Origin of the sequence: Streptomyces camelliae, assembly GCF_027625935.1 — a bacterium.
Taxonomy (GTDB): Bacteria; Actinomycetota; Actinomycetes; order Streptomycetales; family Streptomycetaceae; genus Streptomyces; species Streptomyces camelliae.
Genome location: NZ_CP115300.1, coordinates 7,822,384 through 7,842,957, shown reverse-complemented (window position 1 = coordinate 7,842,957; position 20,574 = coordinate 7,822,384). Strand labels below are relative to the sequence as shown.

The window sequence follows — 20,574 nt, the reverse complement described above, 5'->3', positions numbered from 1 at the left end:
ACACCCTTCTGCCCGACCCGCCCGCGCCGTACCGTGAATTCACGCGAGGCGCTGCCGACGGGCCGTCATGGACGCTGGCACGCTGGCGAGATGACGGTCTTTCACACACGTCGGGTGGCAGTGGACCGACACGTATCGGGGGACGGGTATGCACGGGGAGACGAGCGGGGCGTTGCGACGCGACGCGATCGGGTTGCGCGAGGTGCTGTTCCAGAGCGTCACGGCGATGGCGCCGGCCGCCGCGGTGGCCGCGTCGATCCCGTCCGGCGCCGCGTTCGCGGGCGGCAGCCTGCCGCTGGCGGTACTGATCGCGCTGGTGGCCTGCCTGTTCACCGCGTCGTGCGTGGCCGAGCTGGCCCGGGAGTTACCGGCTGCGGGCTCGGTGGCCACATACGCGGCACGGGGGCTGCACCCGGCCGTCGGCTTCCTCGTCGGCTGGGGCTACGTCTTCGTGGAGATGCTCGTCCCGCCCCTGCTGCTGTTGCAACTGGGCTTCACGGCATCCGGCACGCTGCACGAGGAGTGGTCCTCATATCCGGCCGGCCTGTGGTGGCCCTGGGCCCTGGCGGGTGCGGTCGTGATCGCCGTCACCGGTTACCTCGGCGTGCGGGCCTCGGCCCGCTTCGGGACCGTCCTCGGCATCTTCGAGATCGTCGTCCTCCTGGTGTTCGCGGGCCTGCTCATCGGCAAGGCGGGCAGCGCCAACGCCCTGTCGGTGTTCGGCACTTCACACACCGCTGACGGTTACGCCGGGTTCAGCGGCGTGTTCGCCGGTTCCGTCTACACGGTCCTGGCGTTCGCCGGGTTCGAGGCGGCGGCGCCGCTCGCCGAGGAGACCCGCGACCCCCGCCGGACCATGCACCGCGCGGTGCTCGGAGCGGCTCTGGGGATCGGCCTGTTCTATGTGATCACGACCTATGCGATGACCGTCTACTACGGCCCGGACCGCTTCGCGAAGTTCGGCGCGTCGGGTGCGGCGTCATGGGAGGGCGTCGCCCGGGCCTCGTTCGGTCTCTTCTGGGTGCTGGTGTTCCTGGCGGTGATCAACTCCACGATCGCCAACGCCAACGCGTGCGCCAACGTCTCGACCCGCACGGCCTTCGCCCTGGCCCGCATCCGGGTCCTGCCAAGCCTCCTCGCCACCCTCCATCCCCGGCACCGCTCCCCCGTGGCCGGTATCGCGGCGCAGACGGTCGTGGCGGTCGGAGCCGTGGTGGGGCTCGGCTTCGCCTATGACCCCATGACCGCGTTCCTCCTCCTCGCCACCGTGATCGTCACGGTCGTGGTCGGTGTCTACATCGTCGTGAACCTCGCCTGCGCGGGCTATTTCCTGCGGGCCGGCCGGGCCGCCATCAAGCCGGTACGGCATCTGCTCTTCCCGTTGCTGGGCATCGCCGCGTTCGTCCCGGCCCTGCTGACGGCCGCCGGCCTCCCGGTGTTCGACTTCGTGACCGCGCTGACGGCTCCGGTGTCCTACGCCGGTCCCGTTGTCGGCGTCTGGATGGCGACAGGCATGGTGGTGCTGCTCCTGCTGATACGGCGTCACCCCGAGCGAATAGCGCAGACCGCGCGGGTCCACCTCGACCAGTACGACCCGGGCGGCCACCGGCAGGAGGGGACTGTGCCCAGCTGACCCGCAACGGGCCGCTTCTCTTCACCGGCCGAAGCCTCCTCGGCTCCCCGTTCCCACGACCGCACCCTGTCAGAAGGGACCACCGCCACGATGACCGAACCCCGGATTCTCACCGTGCGCCCGGAACCGGACCAGTACGCCTGGACGTTCGGCGGAGCGGCGCCCGTCGCCCGGATCGCGCCGGGCACGGTGCTCGACCTGTTCACGGAGGACTGCTTCGCCGGCCGGGTCCGCTCCGAGAAGGATCTCGTCTCCGAGGTCTGTGAGTTCCCGTTCCTCAATCCGCAGACCGGCCCCTTCCACATCGAGGGCGCCGAGCCCGGCGACACCGTGGCCGTGCACTTCGTGTCGATCGAACCGGCCCGTGACTGGGCGGCGTCGACGACGGTGCCGCTGTTCGGTGCGCTCACCTCCACCCACACGACGGCCACACTCCAGCCCCCGCTGGCGGAGCAGGTGTGGATCTGGCAGCTGGACCGCGCTCGGCGCACCGCACTGTTCCAGGCGCGGGACAGTGACATCGAGGTGGAGCTGCCCATGGACCCGATGCACGGCACGGTGGGCGTGGCCCCCGCCAACCTGGAGGTGCGCTCGGCCCTGGTACCCGACGCGCACGGCGGGAACATGGACACGCCCGAGATGCGGGCGGGCGTCACCTGCTACCTGGGGGTCAACGTCGAGGGCGCGCTGCTCAGCCTCGGTGACGGACACGCCCGGCAGGGCGAGGGCGAAACCTGCGGGGTGGCCGTGGAGTGCGCCATGAACACCGTGGTGATCGTGGACCTCCTCAAGGACGTCGCCACCCCGTGGCCCCGGCTGGAGTCCGACACGCACCTCATCTCGACCGGCTCGGCCCGCCCGCTGGAGGACGCGTTCCGGATATCGCAGCTCGACCTGGTGCGCTGGCTGGTCCGCGACTACGGATTCAGTGAGCCGGACGCGTACCAATTCGCAACCCAGGCGGTCGAATCACCGTTGGCCAACGTGTGCGACACGAACTACACATGCGTGGCCAAGCTGCGTAAGGAATGGCTGCCCAAGCGCGAGACATACCGCGGCGTGCACGCGCGGCTGCGGGAGACCGCGCGAGCACTGCGCGGCTGACACCGGCGCCGCCCCCGACCGGCCTCTCCCCGCTCTTCCGACTCCTGAAAGGCATCCGACGATGGACAAGGCTCCGGCCCGCCCGGCAGAGCCGGACAAACCAGCACGGCCAACACCCCCGGCCCGCCCGGCCGCGTCGCTCCTCAGCCGGCGCCGGCTCCTGAGGGGCGCGGCGCTCGCCGCCGTGCCCTACGCGCTGCTCCCGGATCCGCGGGCCGGCGCACAGACCGAGCCCGTCGACTACCCGCCCGCCGAGTGGCAGCCTGCGAGCAGTTCCAACTACACGTCGTCCGACCGGCCCGGCAGCTATGCGATCGACCGTGTGATCATCCACGTCACGCAGGAGACGTACGCCAACACGCTGGCGATCTTCGCCAACCCGGCGAAGAAGGTGTCCGCGCACTATCTGGTCCGCTCGGCGGACGGGCACGTCGCCCAGTGTGTGCACGAGGCCGACATCGCCTGGCACGCCGGCAACTGGGACTACAACACCCGCAGCATCGGCATCGAGCACGAAGGGTGGGTGGACCAGCCGTCCTATTTCACCAACGCCCTCTACGAGCAGTCGGCCAGACTGACCGCGGCAGTCTGCGACACGTACGGCATCCCCAAGGACCGGGAGCACATCATCGGCCACTACCAGGTGCCGGGCACCGACCACACCGACCCGGGGCCGTACTGGGACTGGGTGCGTTACATCCGACTGGTCAACTTCGCCTAGCGGAGAGCACCGAAACCAAGCCGAACCAACGACGGACAGGTTGTCCGCAAGAACACTGCGAGTGACGATGGTCCCAGCCGTATCACCGCCCTTTCACTGTCCGGGGAGGCCGAGTTGACCGATCCGTGGGTGGCCTTGGAGCCGGGGACCGACCCCGCCGAGCGGGTCCGTGCGCTGCGCCGGGCGCACGAGACGTTCACCACCGTGGGTACAGTGCCCCGCCCGGTGCGGTCGGTGGTGGCGGAGTCGTGGCGGCGCAGCGCCCGGGCCGGTGTCGGACCGGACGGCGCCGCCAAGGTGGAGCTGGCCGACGGCGATCTCGGCGCCTACCGCGCGGAGCACCCGCTGGCCCGGGTGATGCCGCTGTTCCGTGAACTGATGGGCACCTTCGCCGCCGACGGCGAGCATCTGCTGGCGGTGTGCGACGCGCACGGCAGGCTGCTCTGGGTCGAGGGCCACCGGGCGACGAGACGCCGGGCGGACGGGATGAACTTCGTGCCGGGGGCGCGCTGGTCGGAGACCGCGGTCGGCACCAACGCGCCGGGTACCGCGGTCGCCGTGGACCGGCCGGTGCAGGTGTTCGCCGCGGAGCACTTCATACGGCGGGTGCAGCCGTGGACCTGCGCAGCCGCTCCGGTGCACGATCCGCGCACCGGCCGTGTGCTGGGCGCCGTCGACATCACCGGTGGTGACGGGCTGGCGCATCCGCACAGTCTCGGGTTCGTCCAGGCGGTGGCGCGGGCCGCCGAGGCCCAGCTCGCGCTGCTCGCGCCGCCGCGGAGCAGCACGGACGCGCCGATGCTCAGCGCGCTGGGCCGGGACGAGGCCGAACTCGTCCTGGACGGCCGCCGGACCCGGCTCAGCCGCCGGCACAGCGAGATCGTCGTTCTGCTCGCGCGGCATCCCGAGGGGCTGAGCGGTGACGAGCTGCTGTGTGCGCTGTACGCGGACGAGTCGGTGACCCCGGTGACCCTGCGGGCCGAACTGGCCCGGCTGCGCAGGCTGTTGGGGCCGGGGCTGCTCGCCTCACGGCCGTACCGGCTCACGGCCGCGGTCGAGTCGGACGTCATCGTCGTGGAGCGGCGGCTGGAGACGGGGGCGCTGACGGCGGCGGCGGAGGCGTACACCGGTCCGCTGCTGCCCGGTTCGCAGGCGCCGGCGATCGTACGGCTGCGGGAGCGGCTCGCCGACGGGCTGCGCACGGCGCTGATCGCGCACCGCGACCCGGACCTCTTGGCAGACTGGGCGCACGCGCCGTGGGGTGAGGACGACGTGGTGGTGTGGAGGGCGCTCGCCGCGGTGCGACCCACGGCTCCGGTGCGGGCCCGGCTGGCGGCGCTGGAGGCCGAACTGACGGCACCCGGCACCCGGCTGTCCCCGCCGGCCTGCGACGCAACGTACTTGCAACGTCGGCTTGCCTAGCCTCGCGCCCGACAGCTGCCCAACGGCGGGCAGCGCTGCACCGGGAGGCAGACCAGCATGACTCGTTACGCGGCGCCGGGCACCGAAGGCGCGATCGTCTCCTACCAGGCGCGCTACGACCACTTCATCGGCGGGGAGTACGTGCCGCCGGTGCGCGGGCAGTACTTCGAGAATCCGTCTCCGGTCAACGGGCAGCCGTTCACCGAGATCGCGCGCGGTACCGCGGAGGACGTCGAGCGGGCGCTGGACGCGGCACACGAGGCCGCGCCCGCGTGGGGCCGTACACCGGCGGCGGAGCGCAGCAACATCCTGCTGAAGATCGCCGACCGTATGGCGGCCCATCTGGAGGCGCTGGCCGTGGCGGAGAGCTGGGAGAACGGCAAGCCGGTCCGGGAAACGCTGGCGGCCGACATCCCGCTGGCGATCGACCACTTCCGGTACTTCGCGGGGGCGATCCGGGCGCAGGAGGGCTCGCTCAGCGAGATCGACGACGACACGGTGGCGTACCACTTCCACGAGCCCCTCGGGGTCGTCGCGCAGATCATCCCGTGGAACTTCCCGATCCTGATGGCGGCCTGGAAGCTGGCGCCGGCGCTCGCCGCGGGCAACGCGGTCGTCCTCAAGCCGGCCGAGCAGACCCCGGCGTCCATCCACTACTGGGTCGGCCTGATCGCGGACCTGCTGCCGCCGGGGGTACTGAACATCGTCAATGGCTTCGGTGTCGAGGCCGGCAAGCCGCTGGCGTCCAGTCCGCGGGTGGCGAAGGTGGCGTTCACCGGGGAGACCACGACCGGGCGGCTGATCATGCAGTACGCCTCGGAGAACATCAAGCCGGTCACCCTCGAACTCGGCGGCAAGTCCCCGAACATCTTCTTCGACGACGTGTGGGCGCACGACGACGACTTCCGGGACAAGGCGCTTGAGGGCTTCACCATGTTCGCGCTCAACCAGGGCGAGGTCTGCACCTGTCCGTCCCGGGCGCTCATCCAGCGCGGCCACTACACGGACTTCCTGGAAGCGGCGGTGGCCCGTACGCGGCAGATCAAGCCGGGGCACCCGCTCGACACCGACACGATGATCGGCGCCCAGGCCTCCAACGACCAGCTGGAGAAGATCCTCTCCTACCTGGACATCGGCCGGCAGGAGGGCGCGAAGGTCCTCACGGGCGGTGAGCGCATCGAGTACGACGGCGAACTGAAGGGCGGTTACTACGTCCAGCCGACCATCTTCGAGGGCGACAACCGCATGCGGATCTTCCAGGAGGAGATCTTCGGCCCGGTCGTCTCGGTGGCCTCCTTCGACGACTTCGACGACGCCATCAAGATCGCGAACGACACGCTGTACGGGCTCGGCGCGGGCGTGTGGACCCGGGACACGAACACCGCCTACCGGGCGGGCCGCGCGATCCAGGCCGGCCGCGTATGGACCAACTGCTACCACGCCTACCCGGCACACGCGGCGTTCGGCGGATACAAGCAGTCCGGGATCGGACGCGAGACGCACAAGATGATGCTGGAGCACTACCAGCAGACCAAGAACGTTCTTTGCAGCTATTCACCCAAGAGGCTTGGATTCTTCTAGGGTGCGTCTCATAAGTGGATCTTGATGTGTCAAGATCCACTTCATGGGGAGGCGCGATCTGACGAGCGCGCAGTGGGCGAAGCTGGAGCCGCTACTCCCGGTCGGGAAGAAGCCCGGGCGGCCACCGGTGCACACCAAGCGGCAGTTGATAGACGGCATACGCTGGCGCACCCGCGCTGATACTCCCTGGCGGGACGTGCCTGAGCGGTACGGCCCGCGGGGGACGGTCTACGGCCTCTTACGGCGTTGGCAGCGGGACGGCACCTGGCACCGCATCTTCGAGCAACTGCAGGCCCGAGCCGACGCCGAGGGGCTGATCACCTGGGACGCCTCGGTGGACTCGACCATCGCCCGCGCCCACCAGCATGCGGCCGGTGCCCGCAAAAAGGGGATCTGCAGGTCGAGCCGCCAGGCGGCGTCTTCACCGAGCCCGTCGACCATGGGCTCGGCCGCTCCCGGGGCGGACTGACGACCAAGCTCCACCTGGCGGTCGAGCAGGCCCAGAAGCCGACATCAAGCTCGCGGTCCGCTATGAGGCGACCATGCTGGTCACGGTCATCAATGAGTGGCTGTGACCCGTTCGAGACCCGCTAGACCAGCCACTTCCCGTCTCGCATCAGGGTCCGGCCGGCCATCTCGGGAACCGTTCCCCACGCCTGCAGCACCTGTGGGGTGACCCGGAAGAAAACATATGAGGGGTGGTCCTCGCGAGGGTCCCAGCCGTCCTTGGCGGCGAAGGCGTCGCCAACCTCGGCCGGAAGCTCTTCACGGGTCAGCATGCGCGCGGTGCCATGGATCAGGACCACGTCCCGGCTATGGCCGAAGCTGAGCCGGACCCTGCCCGAGGAGCACAGGTTACGCCCAGTCGGGTTGGTGTCGCGGGTGGACAGCCACACTGCCTCGCCGTCCCACCAGAAGGCCAGCGGAACGAGGCACGGCTCGCCGGTGGTGTCGGCCGTGGCGACCCATACGTCGTTGTCCCGTGCAAGCCGTGCAAGCGCCTCGCGCTTGCGCTGCTCCGAGCTACGGGCGCCGCTGGGATGAGAGTCAACTGCCGTCATGTGGGGAGGTTATGGCCTGCGGCGCTCGGCCACATCCGGCGGCGGACCTACGTCGCACGGCGGAGGGCCGCCCTTGTGCTGGGCGTACTCAAACAGCCCGACGCGGCAGCGGGCGCCAGCAGGATTTTCGATACAGGCCCAAGGGCGTTCGAAGTCGGCGCTGGCTGGGAATTCCCCCCCCGGACCAGTTACGGACCAGACAGCGGGCCAGACACAGGAGCTCGCTGACAGACTTGGAGACATCGCACACCGTATCCAAGCCGCCGACGCAAACAAGAAGGAGTCCTTCTACGAAGCTCTGATGGTCGTTGCGGTGGGTCTGACCCAGATATGCCCGGGCTCAGGATCACCCGGTACCTGCTCGACCGGGAGGGCTGCGGGCTTGCACCGGTCAGCTATGACGCGTCCGGCGCGGCGGGGTCACGTCCGCGGGAGTGGTGTATCGACGGCCACTCGGTGATCTCTTCTTTGAGGCTATGCGGTGAGTTCCGTCGGGATGACTGTGTCGTCGGTTTCTGACTCGATCGGGTGGAGGCGGGCCTTGGCCAGCAGGTCGAGTCCCATGTAGCGGCGGGCTTCGGTCCACTCGTCGTTCTGCTCGGCCAGCACCGCGCCGACCAGGCGGATCAGGGCGGTGCGGTCGGGGAAGATGCCGACCACGTCGGTGCGGCGGCGGATCTCCTTGTTGAGCCGTTCCTGCGGATTGTTCGACCAGATCTGCCGCCAGATCTCGCGCGGGAACGCGGTGAACGCCAGCACATCGCCCTGAGCGGCGTCCAAGTGGGCTGCCGCCTTGGGGAACTTGGCCTCCAATGCGTCCAGGACGTGCCGCATCTGGGACTGGACTGCATCGATGTCGGGTTGTTCGAAGACGGTCCGCAGCAGCGTGGCCACCCACGGCTGGGCCGACTTGGGCACCTGGCTCAGCAACGCGCGGGCGTAGTGAGTACGACATCGCTGCCAGCTCGCGCCGGGCAGGGTGGCCCCGATCGCGTTGACCAGGCCCATGTGCGCGTCTGAGATGACCAGTTGGACGCCCGATAGGCCGCGGGCGATCAGGGAGCGCAGGAAGGCCAGCCAGCCGGCGCCGTCCTCGGCAGTGGCCACGTCCAGGCCGAGAATCTCACGGTGCCCATCGGCGTTGACGCCGACCGCGATCAGCGCGTGGACGTTGATGATGCGGCCGCCCTCGCGAACCTTCTGCGTGAGCGCGTCCACCCAGACGAACGCGTAGGGGCCGGCGTCCAGGGGCCGGTTGCGGAACGCGGCGACCTGTTCGTCGAGATGCTTGGCCATGGCGCTGACCTGGGACTTCGACAGCTGGGTGACGCCCAGGCTCTCGGCGAGCTTCTCCACTCGGCGGGTGGAGACGCCGAGCAGATAGGCGGTGGCGACCACGCTGATGAGGGCCTGCTCAGCCCGGCGGCGACGCTCCAGCAGCCAGTGCGGGAAGTAACTGCCCTGACGCAGCTTGGGAACGGCGAGTTCGACGGTGCCCGCGCGGGTGTCCCACTCGCGAAGGCGATACCCGTTGCGATGGTTGACTCGCTCGTCGCTGACCTGCCCGTATTCAGCATTGCAGAGGGCATCGGCCTCGGCGGACATGAGCGCGTCCGCGAACGTCTTGACCATCGCGCGCAGCAGATCGGGACTCGCCGCTGCGAGGTTGTCCTCCGCGAGGGCGTGCAGGGGCAGACTGTCGGGTGCGGTCATCGTGCTGATCTCCTTCGTGACTCGACATCTCGAAGATCAGCCGGTGGCCGTTCATCTATGCGGGCGTCACCCCGACGCGGGAGCAAACCCCCGGATCAGGTCGAACCCGTACACCACTTCCCAGGACGCAACCCGCGGCGGTCAAGAGGAACAACAGGGTTGCCTGGGGCGAGTGGACGGCTTGACGACCCTCCGCTCACTCGGCACCTCGGGACAGCCGTCATCAGGTCTCCGCGCCGATATGAGTGATGCGGCTGATCAACTGCTGGCCGAGGCAGGGCAGTCGGTCGTGGACGAAGCTCACGAAGCTGTCCTCGTCCCGCGTGGCCGCGAGGCAGGCATCCACCTCCGGACCGCCGGCGGTGCCGGTGAAGACCGAGTACAGGATGGCGACGTCCACGGGTTGCGGTAGGTCGCCTCGCGGCCGAAGCGGTCCGCGCCGTCCGTGCGGACCTTGGGGTTGCCGGGGCAGATCAGCAGGAGGTGATCGACCTGGCGACCGGACTGCTTCAGCTGCCAGGCGGCCTCGAAGGCGACACGGGCACCGAAGGAGTAGCCCCAGAGGCTGTACGGGCCCTCGGGCTGGATGAGCAGGATCTCGGCCACGTCGGCGGCCGCCATCTCGCGGATGGTCGGGTGCGGTGTCTCGCCGGCGTTGATGCCGTGCGCCTGGATCCCGAAGGACGGCCGGCCTGCGCCGCTCTCGCGGGCCAGCAGGCGCAGGTTCATCGGGTAGCCGCCGAGGCCCGGCCGGCAGAACGCCGGGCGCCCGGTGCCCTCCGTGTACAGGGGGACGAGTCTGGCGAAGGGCGCGGCGCCGTTGTCCTCGATGCGGGCGGCGAGGTCGGCGAGCTTCGGGGGTTCGAAGACGATCTGGAGCGGCAGGCGCAGGCCGAACTCGCGATTGGCGCGGTTGACGAGCGCGACCGCGATCAGCGAGTTGCCGCCGGAGGCGAAGAAGTCGTCCCCCCACGGACACGGCGTCGTACCTCAGTGCCTTCGCCCACGCCTCGGCCAGCCACCGCTCCCGCCGGGGTGGTGGGCGCGACGTAGGGCCTGCCGGTGTCGGCGGACCGTACCTGCTCGGCGGCGGCCAGGGCCTTGGCGTCGGCCTTTCCATTGGCGGTGAGCGGCAGACGGTCGAGCACCAGGACACGGTCCGGGATCAGATAGTCCGGCAGTCGCTCGGACAGGTCGTCCCGGATCAGCTCAGACAGGCGGGGAGCTGCGCCGGGCGGATGGGCTCCTTCAGCAGCGCGGCGCCGAGGAGCAGTACGACCGTGGGCTGCACGGCGACGACCAGCGGCGCCACTCCACCGGGCAGGTGGTAAGCGGCCACGAACAGCAGGTAGAAGAAGATGCCTGTGTTCAGCGCGCCCAGGACCAGAGCCCGCAACCACCACGCGCCGCACGGTAGTTCGCGGCCGATCGCGAGCAGCACCGGCCCGGCGGGCAGCGACCGCATCGTGGAGGCCAGCAGCGGTCTGCCGGGCGGCAGCAGTTCCGTCGTGACCAGGTAGGTGCTCCCCCACACCGCGGGGCCGGCGCTGTGAGCGCGGCGTCGAAGGTCCGTGTCGGTCCGGGAGCCGGTGGGGATGCGCGCAGTGCAGAGGGCATGCGTGCTGGTGAGTGCCCGCTCGTCGGCAGGCAACGCCCTGCGGTCCGACACCAGCGTCCGATCACTCTTTCCCGCCGCACAACACAGGTGCCCGATCATCCCGTCCCTCCATAGCTGGGGTCTGCCATGGCCCTCGGACAATGGCATCGGCGCAAGAAATCCGCCGGTGGCGGTTTGCCCGAGTGGGGAGGCCTTTTGCAGTTTGGACGGGGCGGTTGCGGCTCACAACGACCCGTTGGTCAACGGGCGAGGAACCACGCATTCGACCAGGTCAGACTGGTAGCCGGTGATCATCGTGACAACCCGGCCCGAACGCCGGCGAGATGATGGAACACTCTCATGGACCGCTCTGACGGAGTGCTGGGCGGAGCCGTCGGAACGCACAGCGGGACGGTTCCGTCCGGCGCCTGGCCCGGATGGTGGGCGGCCGTCATCCAGCTGATCGCGGTGTTCTGATGGTCCTCGGCCTGCTCGCGCGGCCGGCGGCACTGATCTGCTTCGGATCGATGGCGTACGCCTACTTCACCGTGCACCAGCCGACCGGCCTGCTGCCGATCGAGAACAGTGGTGAGCCCTCTGCCCTGTACGCCTGGACGTTCCTGCTGCTTGCCGTCTTCGGCCCGGGTCCGTGGGCGCTCGAACGGCTCCTGCCGACCGCGCGGCGGGAGCCGCAGCCCTCGGCCTTCGCCGACCGGGTCGGGGCGAACGTGTAGCGGGCCGACCGGTTGCCGTGCGCCGGCTGCGGGCGCGGGCGCACGGCACCGCCCCTCTGATCCAAGACCGCCGTGTGCTGGTCCAGGCGGTCTTGGCCCAGCTGAATGGGCGTGGGGCGATTGGCGCACAGCCGCTTCGGCGTCGAAGGCACGGCACCGGTCCGTCTCAAGACCGCCGTCGCGTCCAGCCGTTCCGCCACCGCCGACGACCTGGCCCATGTCGGGGCATGAGTGTGAAGGAGGTCCAGCCACCTCGGTGTCCGGCCCGCAGCGCCCGCCTGCGCGAGGGCGCATTCGCCGGCTCGGATGGTGCCGGCGATCTCCTCCCTGGCTCAACCTCGTCGAGGCGCCGCCCTCGCCGCTGTCGTGATGACCGCCGTGGCCACCGGTGCCCCGTGGCCACCGGCGCCCCGTCCGGGACCGTCATCGCACTCGCCGCTCTCGCCGTGGCCGTACTGGCGGCCGCCCAGCTCACCGCCGTCCGACCACGGCCGAACCGGCGTTCCCATGCCGTGCTCGGGGCGCGGACCCGGCTCGGCACACCGCTCCCGCATCCACCTGTGCTACGTCGCGCTGGAGCTGGTGAAGGTCCGGATCCGCCTCTCGCTGGGCTGTCCGGTTCTGGCCGGGTGAGCCGAGCGTCGCCGGGCCCGCCTCGGTCAGTGCCGGTCGTACACCAGAAGGCCGTCTTCGCGGAGCCTGGCACCGGCCGTGGCCGGGTGCGGCGTGAGCCGACCGTCATGGGCCAGGTGCAGCACCGGTGTGCGGCGGGCCAGGACGGCGAAGTCGGCGATGATTCGCCGGTGGCAGCGCCACCATACGGTCTCGGCGCACATCACGGCGGTCCGTACCTGCGCGGCCTGCCGCAGGAGATCGTCCATCGCCGCAGTGAACTGAGGGTCGCGGGTGTAGCCGGCGTAGCCGCGGAAGGAGGCGTTCTCCCAGAACGTGTCGGGTGATTCCGGCGCGGCCCTGCGGAATCCGCCGAGCCGCGATTCCCAGCGGTAGGCGATCCCCTCCCGTGGCAGCCATCGCTCCAGGGCGCTGCGGAGCGCGTCCGGGTTGTGGCGGCTTCCGGGAGCGGTGCGCACATCGACCACGGCCTGGACGCCCGCGCCGTGCAGCAGGGCAGTCAGTTGCTCCCGGTCGGCCGTCCCGTGGCCGACGGTGAGCAGCGGCGCGGGACCGTCGTCGTGGATCATTTGGCGCCCTCGCGTGCACCGGTCACGGGTGGGTGGCGACGGTGAGCAGGACCGCCGCGTCCTCGACCGCTTGGAGGCTGTGCCGGGCCGGCGGGATGGCGATCAGGTCGCCGGCCCGGCCGTCCCAGGAGTCCTCGCCACTGGTGAGCCGTACGCGGCCACGCAACACCAACCACGTCGCCTCGCCCGGGTTCTCGTGTTCGGCCAGTGACGTCCCGGCGGTCAGGGCGAGGAGGGTCTGGCGCAGGGTGTGTTCGTGGTCACCGTAGACGGTCACGGCGCTGCGGCCCGCGGAGCCGGCGGCAGCGCGTTCCAGGTGTTCGCGGGCCTGGGCGTCGAGGGAGAATTTCTGCATGGGCTCCAGGCTTCAGTAAACGGTGTCCTGCCGCATGCCGGGCAGGAGCAGCCAGTAGCGCACGCCGATACGCCGCCGACGGCGGCCGCTCGATGCCGGGTCCGGTGGGGTGGGCCGCGGTCCGGGAGCAGTGGAGGACGAACGGGCGCCACAGGTACGACAACGGGACGCTTCAGGCGTGGACCAGCCGGGTGAAGGACTCGGGATGAGAATCCCCTGCACGGGGCCGGCGACGACCGCGAAGGTGCCGTGCAGGAAGAGTGGCAGGGGCTGCAGAGCGTGCCGAAGATGCCGGCCGACGGGGTGGAGTGGCCGTGGAGCGCTGGCGGAGGCGTTCGAGTCCGGCCCGGCACTGCGGCAGGATGCGGTGACCCGGCTCGGGAGCGAGGCCGGCGAAGTCCCGGACCCGCAGCCGAAGTCGGGCAGTCCCGCCTCAGGCGGTTCCTGGCCGGCCTTGACCTACTACCGGCACGGTGAGACCCGCGCCCGCGGTACGGTCCTGCTCGCTCTCGAACACGTCTACCGGCAAGCGATCAGCCTCCGCCGACTTGACAGCGCAGGTGAAGGGCTGGTGGGGGTGCAACGGCAGCGCCAGACGACCGTAGAGCGAGGAGATCGTCCCGCCGATCATCGACGGGTACCGTGCCGGTCCGCGTAGGACGGTGGCCCGAACCGCCGCTGCCGTGGCGGCACAGGGTCGACGTCGCGATCCGGGCACGTTCCGTCTTGGGGCCGACTGCCCGAACCTCAACCGGCCGATCGCACACACCGCCTCTCCCCTATCCCGTCACTCGGCTCCCGGCCGCTGGGAGCGAAGCAGCTCGGTGACGGGCTCGGCGAGCATGCCGGCGAAGCCCGCTGCCCACGCCGCCAGCGCCGCCCAGGCCTCGCCGGTGCCGGTCGCGGTCATCCATCCCCAGCCTGCCGCCTCGCCCGGCTCCCGTGTCGCCACCCCGTACATGCCGATCGGGAAGACCATGCTCCACAGGCTCGTCTCGTACCGCAACGGAACGCGGTGCAGCACGTGCCGCCACACGCCCAGGGCGAGCAGGAGCGGGATCAGCCAGGTGCAGAACGACCACGCCACGACCAAGACACCCAGCACGAACGCCCCGGTCAGCAGGGCGTCCGCGGGCGGGACGGAGGAGCTTCGCGCCGGTCAGCACGCTGATTGCGGCGGCGCCCATGAACACCCAGTAGGGCGGGATGAGTTCCGTCGCTTCGACGGGCTCCAGCAGGAGCCGGGCCAGTGCCAGCGCGGCCACCAGCAGGTACTGCAGCAGTCCGACGCCCCAGCACACCCACGCCAGGACGCCCGGGGCCGGGCCGCCGGTGTGCGGGGCGAGTGCGGTGATGGCGACCGCGACGGACTGCGTGCCCACCACCCAGATGAACCAGGTGCCATTGACCTGACGCAGCGACAGGGCATGCCTGGAGCAGACCAGCAGCAGCGGCTCGCCGTAGCCGAGCACCAGCCAGCCGGCAGCGCCGATCACGGTCAGTGCCATGGTGGCGCCGTAGTGCGGTCGAGGGCCGGTCGGCCGGCCAGCACGTCGGAGGCGGCGACAAGGGTGAGGAAGGCAAAGCCGCGCGGCCCGGCGAGGTCGGTACGGAAACGCTCCCATCGGAACACCATGCGCCACAGGTAACCAGCCCACAGCACGGCGTATCCCGCGATCGCGATCCACAGCAGGGCCGTCGAGGAGGCCGACGCGCCGTGCTCGGCCGGCGCGGTGGACACGATGCCTGTGGCCATGACGAAGGCGAACGCCCCGGGGCTGAGGTCCTCCGCCGCACGGCTCCACGTGCGAGTCGGTCTGCTGGACTCCGGGCTCACGCCTTCACCTCCGTCTCGGCTTCCAGGTCGCAGGGTCGCCTCGTGCCTTGCCGCCCCCGACCGTGGCCGACGCCGCTCGCCGGTTCTGGGCCGTTGTCGTGACGTTCCGTCGGTGAGCGCCCGGTGCCCAAAGGGGGATGATCAGTATGAGGTCGGGTGTGTCGCCGTCGAGTGTGTGAACGCGGCCGTGACCGGTGAAGGTGAGCAGGGACGACGAGCGCCCGCTGCTCCGGCGCATCCTGTGGTGGTGGACTGCGGCCCGTGAGCCATCGTGGCCTGACCGTGCCTGATGTGCGGTCGGCACGGCAGGAGAGGCCGGACGCCACTGGCTCCAGGGACAGGCACAGGGACGGCACACCGATGCGGCCTGCTCCCGGCCAGGTGAGCGCGTAGTGTGACAAAGCAGGGTGGCGTGATGACGGCGCCCGACCGCGCCGGGAGGTACCACCATGGCGCACAGCCCGTGGCAGAAACGGGGAAGGGGCCAGGCCCGGGACGGTATGGCCGCGCGGCCGCCGCAGCGTGCTCTGGACCGGCACCGACTGCGGCACCTGCTGGACGCGGTCGTGGCGGTCAGCGCCGACATGGACACCCGAACTGTGCTGCACCGCATCGTGGAAGCGGCCACCGACCTGGTCGCCGCGCGTTACGGGGCACTGGGTGTGCTCTCGGAGACCGGAGAGGTCATCGACCTGATCACCGTGGGCGTTGACGACCCGCACTTGTGCGCCGCCATGGGCCTGCCCCTGGGCCATGGCCTGCTGCGCACCATGGTGGACGACCGGGAGCCATTGCAGGTGGCGGATGTGGCCGCACACCCTCGTTCGGTCGGCTTTCCGCCCGGGCATCCGGTGATGCGGACGCCGCTGGGAGTTCCGCTCATGGTGCGCGGCACGGTCTACGGCGACCTCTACCTCGCCGACAAGCTGGACGGTACGCCCTTCGACGATGACGACGTGGGCCTGCTGACAGCTCTGGCCAGTGCCGCGGGCGTCAGCCTTGAAAACGCCCGCCTGTATGAGCAGCTCAAACGCGCCGCCGAGCACTTCCAGCGCCGTATGCTGCCCGCGCTTCCCGACCTTTCGCCGCTCAAGGCCGCGGCCCGGTACGAACCCGCCTCCGAACTGCTCAGGCTGGGCGGCGACTGGTACGACGCCATGGCTCTGCCCGACGGCGCCACCTGCGTCGTCGTGGGTGACGTGACCGGCCACGACGTCGAGGCCGCCCCGCTGATGGGACAGATCCGCAACATGCTGCGGGCCATCGCCCTCGACCGCGACGGGCCGCCCGGCCTGATCATGTCAAGACTGGACCGCACGCTGACGATGCTCACCGATCCGCCCACGGCCACCCTGGTGCTCGGCCGCATCGAGCGCGGCGGTGGAGAGGGTGGGGAGTACACCTTCGGCTGGAGCAACGCCGGGCATCTGCCACCGCTGCTGGTCGGCGCGGACGGCAGCACGCGCTACCTGGCACCCGCCCGTCACGGGATCCCGGTGGGCATCGACGCGTCCGTCTCCCGGTTCAGCCACGAACACCCCTTCCCGCCCGACTGCACCCTGCTGCTGTTCACCGATGGGCTGGTCGAGCGCCGCGGCGAGGACATCGACACCGGACTGGGCGACCTGGCCGAGCAGGCCGCTCGCCTGGCCGCGGCACCGCTGGAGGAGCTGTGCGACACCCTGATCAGCCGAAGTCGGCAGGTGTTCGACGACGACGTGGCCCTGCTGGCCCTGCGCACACCCTCGGACGGCCCGGCACGGTGAGAGACATGTGCCCGGCCCTTTGCGGTCAGGTCGGCAGGGGGTGCGCGGGGCTGGGCGCGCGGCAGTTCCACTGCGTCCTCGCACGCGCAGCAGGGCGGCGTCGAGGAAGGCGGTTGCTCCCCGTCCGGGCAGGTGGCAGGTGGAGCCGTCCTCGGCGCCGGGGCGGGCAGGTTGGGCAGCCGGATGTCGGCGAACGTGCCGCGGATCATCACGGTGCGGCGGAGACGGTCACCCGTACCCGCCGGCGTCCCGCGTGACGGTCACCGGCTCTTGGTCAGCCACTCGGCGAGGACAGCGGCCTGGCTGTGGTCCACATCCTTGGTGGCGGTCAGCAGCATGAGCTTGTCGTGTGCTGCCAGGTCACGCAGATGTTCGGCCGCCTCGCGGTGCCCGGCGTCGCGCAGTTCTGCGAGGTAGCGGCGGCGGAACTCGGTGAAGCGGCTGGGCTCATGGCCGTACCACTTGCGCAGTTCGCTGGATGGGGCGACATTGCGCAGCCACTCGTCCAGATGTGCGTCCTCCTTGCGCATGCCTCGGGGCCAGACCCGGTCGACCAGCACGCGCTTGCCGTCCTTCGGCGCGGTCTCCTCGTAGACTCTGCGGTAGGTGATCTGTTTGGCCATGGCGGTGCCCTTCCAGATCGGTCGGCCGCTTCGGCCCGCCGGCGGGCGGACGACTTCGCCCTCCGCTGCGAAGCGGATGTTCCCGACTCCCCCATTTTATCGGGGCCACCTCATGCGAACCCGTCAGGACTGTGTCCGGTCTGCCACCACAGCCGCCGCCTGGTGCGGTCCGGCGTAGTGATGAGGAGCGCGGCGTGCCGTGACGTGGCGGGAGGAGGCCGCACGGGTCAAACGCAGGGCGTTTGCGGACTGGGAGTACTGGGCGCGCCCCGCGCCCGGTTTCGGCCCGGCGGAGGCGCCGCTGGTGATCGTCGGTCTGGCTCCGGCCGCGCACGGCGGGAACCGCACCGGGCGCATCTTCACCGGTGCCCCGTCCGGCGACGCGTTGTACGCCGCCCTGTACGACCTCGGGCCGGCCTCCCAGCCCACCGCCTCGCACCGGGGTGACGGGCTTGGGCTGTACGGGGTGCGGATCAGGGTGCCGGTGCACTGTGCCCCGCCCGGCAACCCGGCCGTGTAGATGTCGGGCTGTGGGGAAGCTCGTCCGCGACAACACAGTTGCCCACTTGGAGCCCGGCATCGGCGGTCGGAACGGTGTCGGGGGCGGCGCCGATGCCGACCACGACCGCGTCGGCCTCGACGAGCGGGCCGCCCACGAGCCGCACCCCGGCCGCCTTCCCACCGCCCCCATCGACGATCTCGCTGACCTGTGCCGACAGCCGCGGATCGACGGCGTGCTCGCGCTGCAGGTCGGCGGATGTCTGGCGGACGTTCAGCACCGAGCGCGGGGGCACGGGGCATGACAGACGGACGTGCTCGCTTGCACGTCCGTCAGGTTCGCGCAGCGATGGGTACGGTCACAGAGGCGCGGGGTGGGCGGAGCGGACCCGCCCTGGGCGCAGGATGCGGATCTTACGCCCCAGGCATACTCGGCAGGTGTTCTCCGTGAGCGGCGACGGCACCTTGATGCCGTGTTTCACGTAGTACTCGGCACGCGGACGCCCGTCGGCGCCCCGGGCGTGCCGGATCTCGTACTCGCCCTCCCATGAGTGCCCGCAGCGCAGGCACACGAAGGAATAGGCCTCGTGTATCGGTTCGGTCATCATGGTCATCACCCTTGGCGGCGGAGCCATCGCGCCCGCAGGGCCCGCGTGCAGCCATCTTATCATTGCAGTCTGCAATGGTCACTGTGGGTGGCCGATGAAATCCCGAGCGCTGCCAAGAGGAATGACATACCCAAGGGCTTGCACAAGGCGATCGGGAGGGGTCCTCTTCCGATCCCGGGCGAGGGGAGGTGAACCTGGACCGCGAGGCAGAGGACGTGACTCTCGCCATGATGGCCGCGTCCCGGCTGGTCGTCGCCCTCTCCGCCCGCACCCTCGCTGCGGTCGACGTGTCTCTGACGCTGCCCCGACTGTGCTCCCTCGTAGCCCTGCACACCTGCGATCCCGTCAGCCGGCCGCGACGGCTGCCACCCTGAGGGTCACCCCCTCCACAGCCCTGCGCATGGCCGGACGCCTCGAATCCCTCGGGCTCATCGACCGGCGCGTCGACCTGATGGGCCCTACGCGCCCGGTACGCGGAGGCCTCGGCACCGCCCGCAGTGCAGGCCACCGAGGCCCCGCCGGCCGTCAGCAGAACGATCGCTGACGATGGTCGCGGGCTGATGCAACCACCCCGACATCGCGGCTCGACGGCGGTCTTCTGCGTGCGATGCGGCACTACTGCCCGCCGACGTCACTTTCGGATGGGGGCTGCAGCTCGGCGTGCAGATCCCGCCGACCGCCCAGGCCCAGTCGATCTTGAACCGCCGGCGGACGGGCGCCGACCGGGATGCTCGTCCCGTCGCCAGGCGATCACCTGGCCCTGGCCGGCGTTTGCTGCGTAGTGCTCTTGGATTCAGCGACGGGTTCCGCGGGTGATCCCAATGGTGAGGCCCATCGCGGCCAGCCCCAGCAGGATGGTGACAGCGCCGAGCCAGCAGTTGTTCCAGATGATGCCTGCCCGGGCTCCGTGCGTGGCGGTGACCACCCAGGGGGAGATGAGAAGCCAGACACCGAGGGGCACGATGGTCCATGCCAGGCGGAACATCCGCTCCGGAACGAGGGTCAGGCCGAGCCCGATCACGCCGACGGCGATGCCGACGATCAGGTTGCTGACAGCGATATCGGGCTGTGCCGAGAAGTGGACGACCCAGGGCGAAATCGCGGCGTACACACCGGCCAGGAGGATCAGCCCCTCAAGGGCGATCGCCCTGCCCGTGGAGGCCGTGCGTTCCAGTCGCTCCCGCATCTCTGCAATCTCGGGGTGCCCCGTCATGCCAGTGGGTTGCTGTGGATACGACATTGCTGCCGTCCTCCTCTCCGCGAGAGGGATTTATGTGTCTTTTATGGACTTTCCCCCCATTAGGCCCATTAGTCGGCTCTGCCCGGCGGTACAGTGTGAGCTTCGTCACCAGATCCCGATCCGGGGCGATGTCGAGTTCCCGACAAGCCGGCGACGGGTCGCGTCCGCTGCTGTGTCGATCAGGTATTCGGTCTGCCGGAAGTCGATGGGAAGGATTTCCGTGGCACGGCGCCGGCAGCACATGCGGCCGACGGAACATTCATCGTGTACCCGGAGCGCACGCGGCGACGGCCACACCGAAATCCGTAGGCCACCGACGACGTCGCCCCCAGCCCCGCGGTGGCCTTGGGAGGAATGGCACGGACAACTATGTGAGAGCGATTGTTCGCCCAGGACGGGGAACCCCGGAAGAAGCGGGGGTGGTCGTCGGTGCTCTCGTACGAGGGGGTGTCAGCCGATGACATGGAGACCCCGCAACAGTGCGCTGGTCGCACAGATGTGGACCACCGCGAAGGCCGGTAACCGGGTCACTGTGGCTGGACACGCGTGGCCGCCTCACCGCCGGGCCCTGGCCACGCCCGGGAGCGATCGCAAAGTCGGTTCTGCTCGGAGCGTCGGCAGCCGCAGGAGCGGGTTTGACGGCGCTGGGGACTGCCGGGACTGTCCATGCGCTGCTGGATCGTCGGCGTCTACGCCAGTGGGAGGAGGAATGGGAGCGCACCGATTCGCGAGGGCACGGAAAGATCGTCTGACCGACTTCGCCAACGCCCCACTGCCTGGTCGTAGGCGTCCTGGCGGTTTCCCACACATCATTCGGGAGGGCGAGAACTGTGGCTCATCCAGCCGACGTCATCCTGGTCTTCGACCGGGATGGGGAAC

General features: G+C 70.1%; 20 protein-coding genes and 4 pseudogenes. 11 read left to right on the top strand and 13 right to left on the bottom strand.

Annotated features, from left to right (window positions below):
• Positions 1 to 148: 148 nt before the first annotated feature.
• The 6 genes from O1G22_RS36025 (at position 149) to O1G22_RS36000 (ending at position 6,930) form a co-directional block, all read left to right on the top strand.
• On the top strand, positions 149 to 1,633 hold the full coding sequence (locus tag O1G22_RS36025) for an APC family permease (protein WP_270085120.1): 1,485 nt from the start codon (positions 149 to 151) through the stop codon (positions 1,631 to 1,633).
• 90 nt (positions 1,634 to 1,723) lie between these two features.
• A complete protein-coding gene (locus tag O1G22_RS36020; protein ID WP_270085119.1) occupies positions 1,724 to 2,737 on the top strand; it encodes an acetamidase/formamidase family protein in 1,014 nt (337 codons plus the stop codon).
• Positions 2,738 to 2,798: 61 nt separating this feature from the next.
• The gene (locus O1G22_RS36015) at positions 2,799 to 3,458 is read left to right on the top strand and encodes an N-acetylmuramoyl-L-alanine amidase (RefSeq protein ID WP_270085118.1); all 660 of its coding nucleotides are present in this window, start codon (positions 2,799 to 2,801) and stop codon (positions 3,456 to 3,458) included.
• Between the two features lie 114 nt (positions 3,459 to 3,572).
• A complete protein-coding gene (locus tag O1G22_RS36010) occupies positions 3,573 to 4,880 on the top strand; it encodes a GAF domain-containing protein (protein ID WP_270085117.1) in 1,308 nt (435 codons plus the stop codon).
• Positions 4,881 to 4,937: 57 nt separating this feature from the next.
• Positions 4,938 to 6,461, top strand: a complete 1,524-nt coding sequence (gene adh / locus O1G22_RS36005) for an aldehyde dehydrogenase (RefSeq protein ID WP_270085116.1) — start codon at positions 4,938 to 4,940, stop codon at positions 6,459 to 6,461.
• 43 nt (positions 6,462 to 6,504) lie between these two features.
• Positions 6,505 to 6,930: an IS5 family transposase gene (locus tag O1G22_RS36000; protein ID WP_270085115.1), complete on the top strand. Its 426-nt coding sequence runs from the start codon at positions 6,505 to 6,507 to the stop codon at positions 6,928 to 6,930.
• A 121-nt stretch (positions 6,931 to 7,051) separates the two neighbouring features.
• On the opposite strand, the gene O1G22_RS35995 is transcribed toward O1G22_RS36000, so the two are convergent.
• The 5 genes and pseudogenes from O1G22_RS35995 to O1G22_RS35980 form a co-directional block, all read right to left on the bottom strand.
• Entirely contained in the window at positions 7,052 to 7,522 is a 471-nt protein-coding gene (locus tag O1G22_RS35995; protein ID WP_270085114.1) for a pyridoxamine 5'-phosphate oxidase family protein, read from the bottom strand.
• Positions 7,523 to 7,996: 474 nt separating this feature from the next.
• A complete protein-coding gene (locus O1G22_RS35990) occupies positions 7,997 to 9,235 on the bottom strand; it encodes an IS256 family transposase (protein ID WP_270079380.1) in 1,239 nt (412 codons plus the stop codon).
• 300 nt (positions 9,236 to 9,535) lie between these two features.
• Positions 9,536 to 9,964, bottom strand: coding sequence for a thioesterase domain-containing protein (locus O1G22_RS44575; protein WP_333492431.1), 429 nt, complete (start codon positions 9,962 to 9,964; stop codon positions 9,536 to 9,538).
• A gap of 159 nt (positions 9,965 to 10,123) precedes the next feature.
• Positions 10,124 to 10,168 (bottom strand): annotated as a pseudogene (locus O1G22_RS44570) (hypothetical protein); the annotation flags it as partial.
• 271 nt (positions 10,169 to 10,439) lie between these two features.
• Positions 10,440 to 10,904 carry an EamA family transporter gene (locus tag O1G22_RS35980; protein ID WP_428986436.1) on the bottom strand — a complete coding sequence of 155 codons (465 nt, stop codon included), beginning with the start codon at positions 10,902 to 10,904 and terminating at the stop codon, positions 10,440 to 10,442.
• Between the two features lie 303 nt (positions 10,905 to 11,207).
• Here O1G22_RS35980 and O1G22_RS35975 point away from each other — a divergent pair.
• A pseudogene (locus O1G22_RS35975) lies at positions 11,208 to 11,566 on the top strand (DoxX family protein); the annotation flags it as partial.
• Between the two features lie 659 nt (positions 11,567 to 12,225).
• Here O1G22_RS35975 and O1G22_RS35970 read toward each other — a convergent pair.
• From O1G22_RS35970 to O1G22_RS35955, 5 genes and pseudogenes are all read right to left on the bottom strand, one after another.
• Positions 12,226 to 12,768, bottom strand: a complete 543-nt coding sequence (locus O1G22_RS35970) for a DUF488 domain-containing protein (protein ID WP_270085113.1) — start codon at positions 12,766 to 12,768, stop codon at positions 12,226 to 12,228.
• Between the two features lie 22 nt (positions 12,769 to 12,790).
• A complete protein-coding gene (locus tag O1G22_RS35965) occupies positions 12,791 to 13,123 on the bottom strand; it encodes a cupin domain-containing protein (RefSeq protein ID WP_270085112.1) in 333 nt (110 codons plus the stop codon).
• Positions 13,124 to 13,910: 787 nt separating this feature from the next.
• Entirely contained in the window at positions 13,911 to 14,228 is a 318-nt protein-coding gene (locus O1G22_RS35960; protein ID WP_270085111.1) for an SLAC1 family transporter, read from the bottom strand.
• 100 nt (positions 14,229 to 14,328) lie between these two features.
• A pseudogene (locus O1G22_RS44965) lies at positions 14,329 to 14,631 on the bottom strand (SLAC1 family transporter); the annotation flags it as partial.
• Positions 14,622 to 14,960 carry an SLAC1 family transporter gene (locus O1G22_RS35955; RefSeq protein WP_270085110.1) on the bottom strand — a complete coding sequence of 113 codons (339 nt, stop codon included), beginning with the start codon at positions 14,958 to 14,960 and terminating at the stop codon, positions 14,622 to 14,624. The gene O1G22_RS35955 and the pseudogene O1G22_RS44965, both read right to left, overlap by 10 nt.
• Before the next feature lie 449 nt (positions 14,961 to 15,409).
• Here O1G22_RS35955 and O1G22_RS35950 point away from each other — a divergent pair, with 449 nt between their 5' ends.
• On the top strand, positions 15,410 to 16,726 hold the full coding sequence (locus O1G22_RS35950) for a PP2C family protein-serine/threonine phosphatase (RefSeq protein WP_270085109.1): 1,317 nt from the start codon (positions 15,410 to 15,412) through the stop codon (positions 16,724 to 16,726).
• Positions 16,727 to 16,986: 260 nt separating this feature from the next.
• Here the strand turns inward: O1G22_RS35950 and O1G22_RS35945 are convergent, their stop codons facing one another.
• Complete coding sequence (locus O1G22_RS35945) at positions 16,987 to 17,349, bottom strand: DUF488 domain-containing protein (protein ID WP_270085108.1); 363 nt, start codon at positions 17,347 to 17,349, stop codon at positions 16,987 to 16,989.
• Positions 17,350 to 17,542: 193 nt separating this feature from the next.
• On the opposite strand from O1G22_RS35945, the pseudogene O1G22_RS35940 reads away from it, so the two are divergent.
• Positions 17,543 to 17,857 (top strand): annotated as a pseudogene (locus O1G22_RS35940) (uracil-DNA glycosylase family protein); the annotation flags it as partial.
• Between the two features lie 58 nt (positions 17,858 to 17,915).
• On the top strand, positions 17,916 to 18,152 hold the full coding sequence (locus tag O1G22_RS35935; RefSeq protein ID WP_270085107.1) for a hypothetical protein: 237 nt from the start codon (positions 17,916 to 17,918) through the stop codon (positions 18,150 to 18,152).
• A 54-nt stretch (positions 18,153 to 18,206) separates the two neighbouring features.
• Here the strand turns inward: O1G22_RS35935 and O1G22_RS35930 are convergent, their stop codons facing one another.
• Complete coding sequence (locus tag O1G22_RS35930; protein WP_270085106.1) at positions 18,207 to 18,455, bottom strand: hypothetical protein; 249 nt, start codon at positions 18,453 to 18,455, stop codon at positions 18,207 to 18,209.
• Positions 18,456 to 18,670: 215 nt separating this feature from the next.
• Here O1G22_RS35930 and O1G22_RS35925 point away from each other — a divergent pair, with 215 nt between their 5' ends.
• Positions 18,671 to 18,829 (top strand): hypothetical protein, encoded by a 159-nt coding sequence (locus tag O1G22_RS35925; protein WP_270085105.1) that lies wholly within the window; start codon positions 18,671 to 18,673, stop codon positions 18,827 to 18,829.
• Positions 18,830 to 19,248: 419 nt separating this feature from the next.
• Here the strand turns inward: O1G22_RS35925 and O1G22_RS35920 are convergent, their stop codons facing one another.
• On the bottom strand, positions 19,249 to 19,695 hold the full coding sequence (locus O1G22_RS35920) for an SPW repeat protein (RefSeq protein WP_270085104.1): 447 nt from the start codon (positions 19,693 to 19,695) through the stop codon (positions 19,249 to 19,251).
• Positions 19,696 to 20,574 lie beyond the last annotated feature (879 nt).

Bases quoted from the DNA above. Each gene is read 5' to 3' on its own strand.
- adh (WP_270085116.1), top strand. From the start codon at position 4,938: ATGACTCGTTACGCGGCGCCGGGCACCGAAGGCGCGATCGTCTCCTAC.
- O1G22_RS35950 (WP_270085109.1), top strand. From the start codon at position 15,410: ATGGCGCACAGCCCGTGGCAGAAACGGGGAAGGGGCCAGGCCCGGGAC.
- O1G22_RS35970 (WP_270085113.1), bottom strand. From the start codon at position 12,768: ATGATCCACGACGACGGTCCCGCGCCGCTGCTCACCGTCGGCCACGGG.
- O1G22_RS35920 (WP_270085104.1), bottom strand. From the start codon at position 19,695: ATGTCGTATCCACAGCAACCCACTGGCATGACGGGGCACCCCGAGATT.
- O1G22_RS44575 (WP_333492431.1), bottom strand. From the start codon at position 9,964: ATGAACCTGCGCCTGCTGGCCCGCGAGAGCGGCGCAGGCCGGCCGTCC.
- O1G22_RS35990 (WP_270079380.1), bottom strand. From the start codon at position 9,235: ATGACCGCACCCGACAGTCTGCCCCTGCACGCCCTCGCGGAGGACAAC.
- O1G22_RS35965 (WP_270085112.1), bottom strand. From the start codon at position 13,123: ATGCAGAAATTCTCCCTCGACGCCCAGGCCCGCGAACACCTGGAACGC.
- O1G22_RS35930 (WP_270085106.1), bottom strand. From the start codon at position 18,455: ATGATGACCGAACCGATACACGAGGCCTATTCCTTCGTGTGCCTGCGC.
- O1G22_RS36020 (WP_270085119.1), top strand. From the start codon at position 1,724: ATGACCGAACCCCGGATTCTCACCGTGCGCCCGGAACCGGACCAGTAC.
- O1G22_RS36025 (WP_270085120.1), top strand. From the start codon at position 149: ATGCACGGGGAGACGAGCGGGGCGTTGCGACGCGACGCGATCGGGTTG.
- O1G22_RS35945 (WP_270085108.1), bottom strand. From the start codon at position 17,349: ATGGCCAAACAGATCACCTACCGCAGAGTCTACGAGGAGACCGCGCCG.
- O1G22_RS36015 (WP_270085118.1), top strand. From the start codon at position 2,799: ATGGACAAGGCTCCGGCCCGCCCGGCAGAGCCGGACAAACCAGCACGG.
- O1G22_RS35995 (WP_270085114.1), bottom strand. From the start codon at position 7,522: ATGACGGCAGTTGACTCTCATCCCAGCGGCGCCCGTAGCTCGGAGCAG.
- O1G22_RS36000 (WP_270085115.1), top strand. From the start codon at position 6,505: ATGGGGAGGCGCGATCTGACGAGCGCGCAGTGGGCGAAGCTGGAGCCG.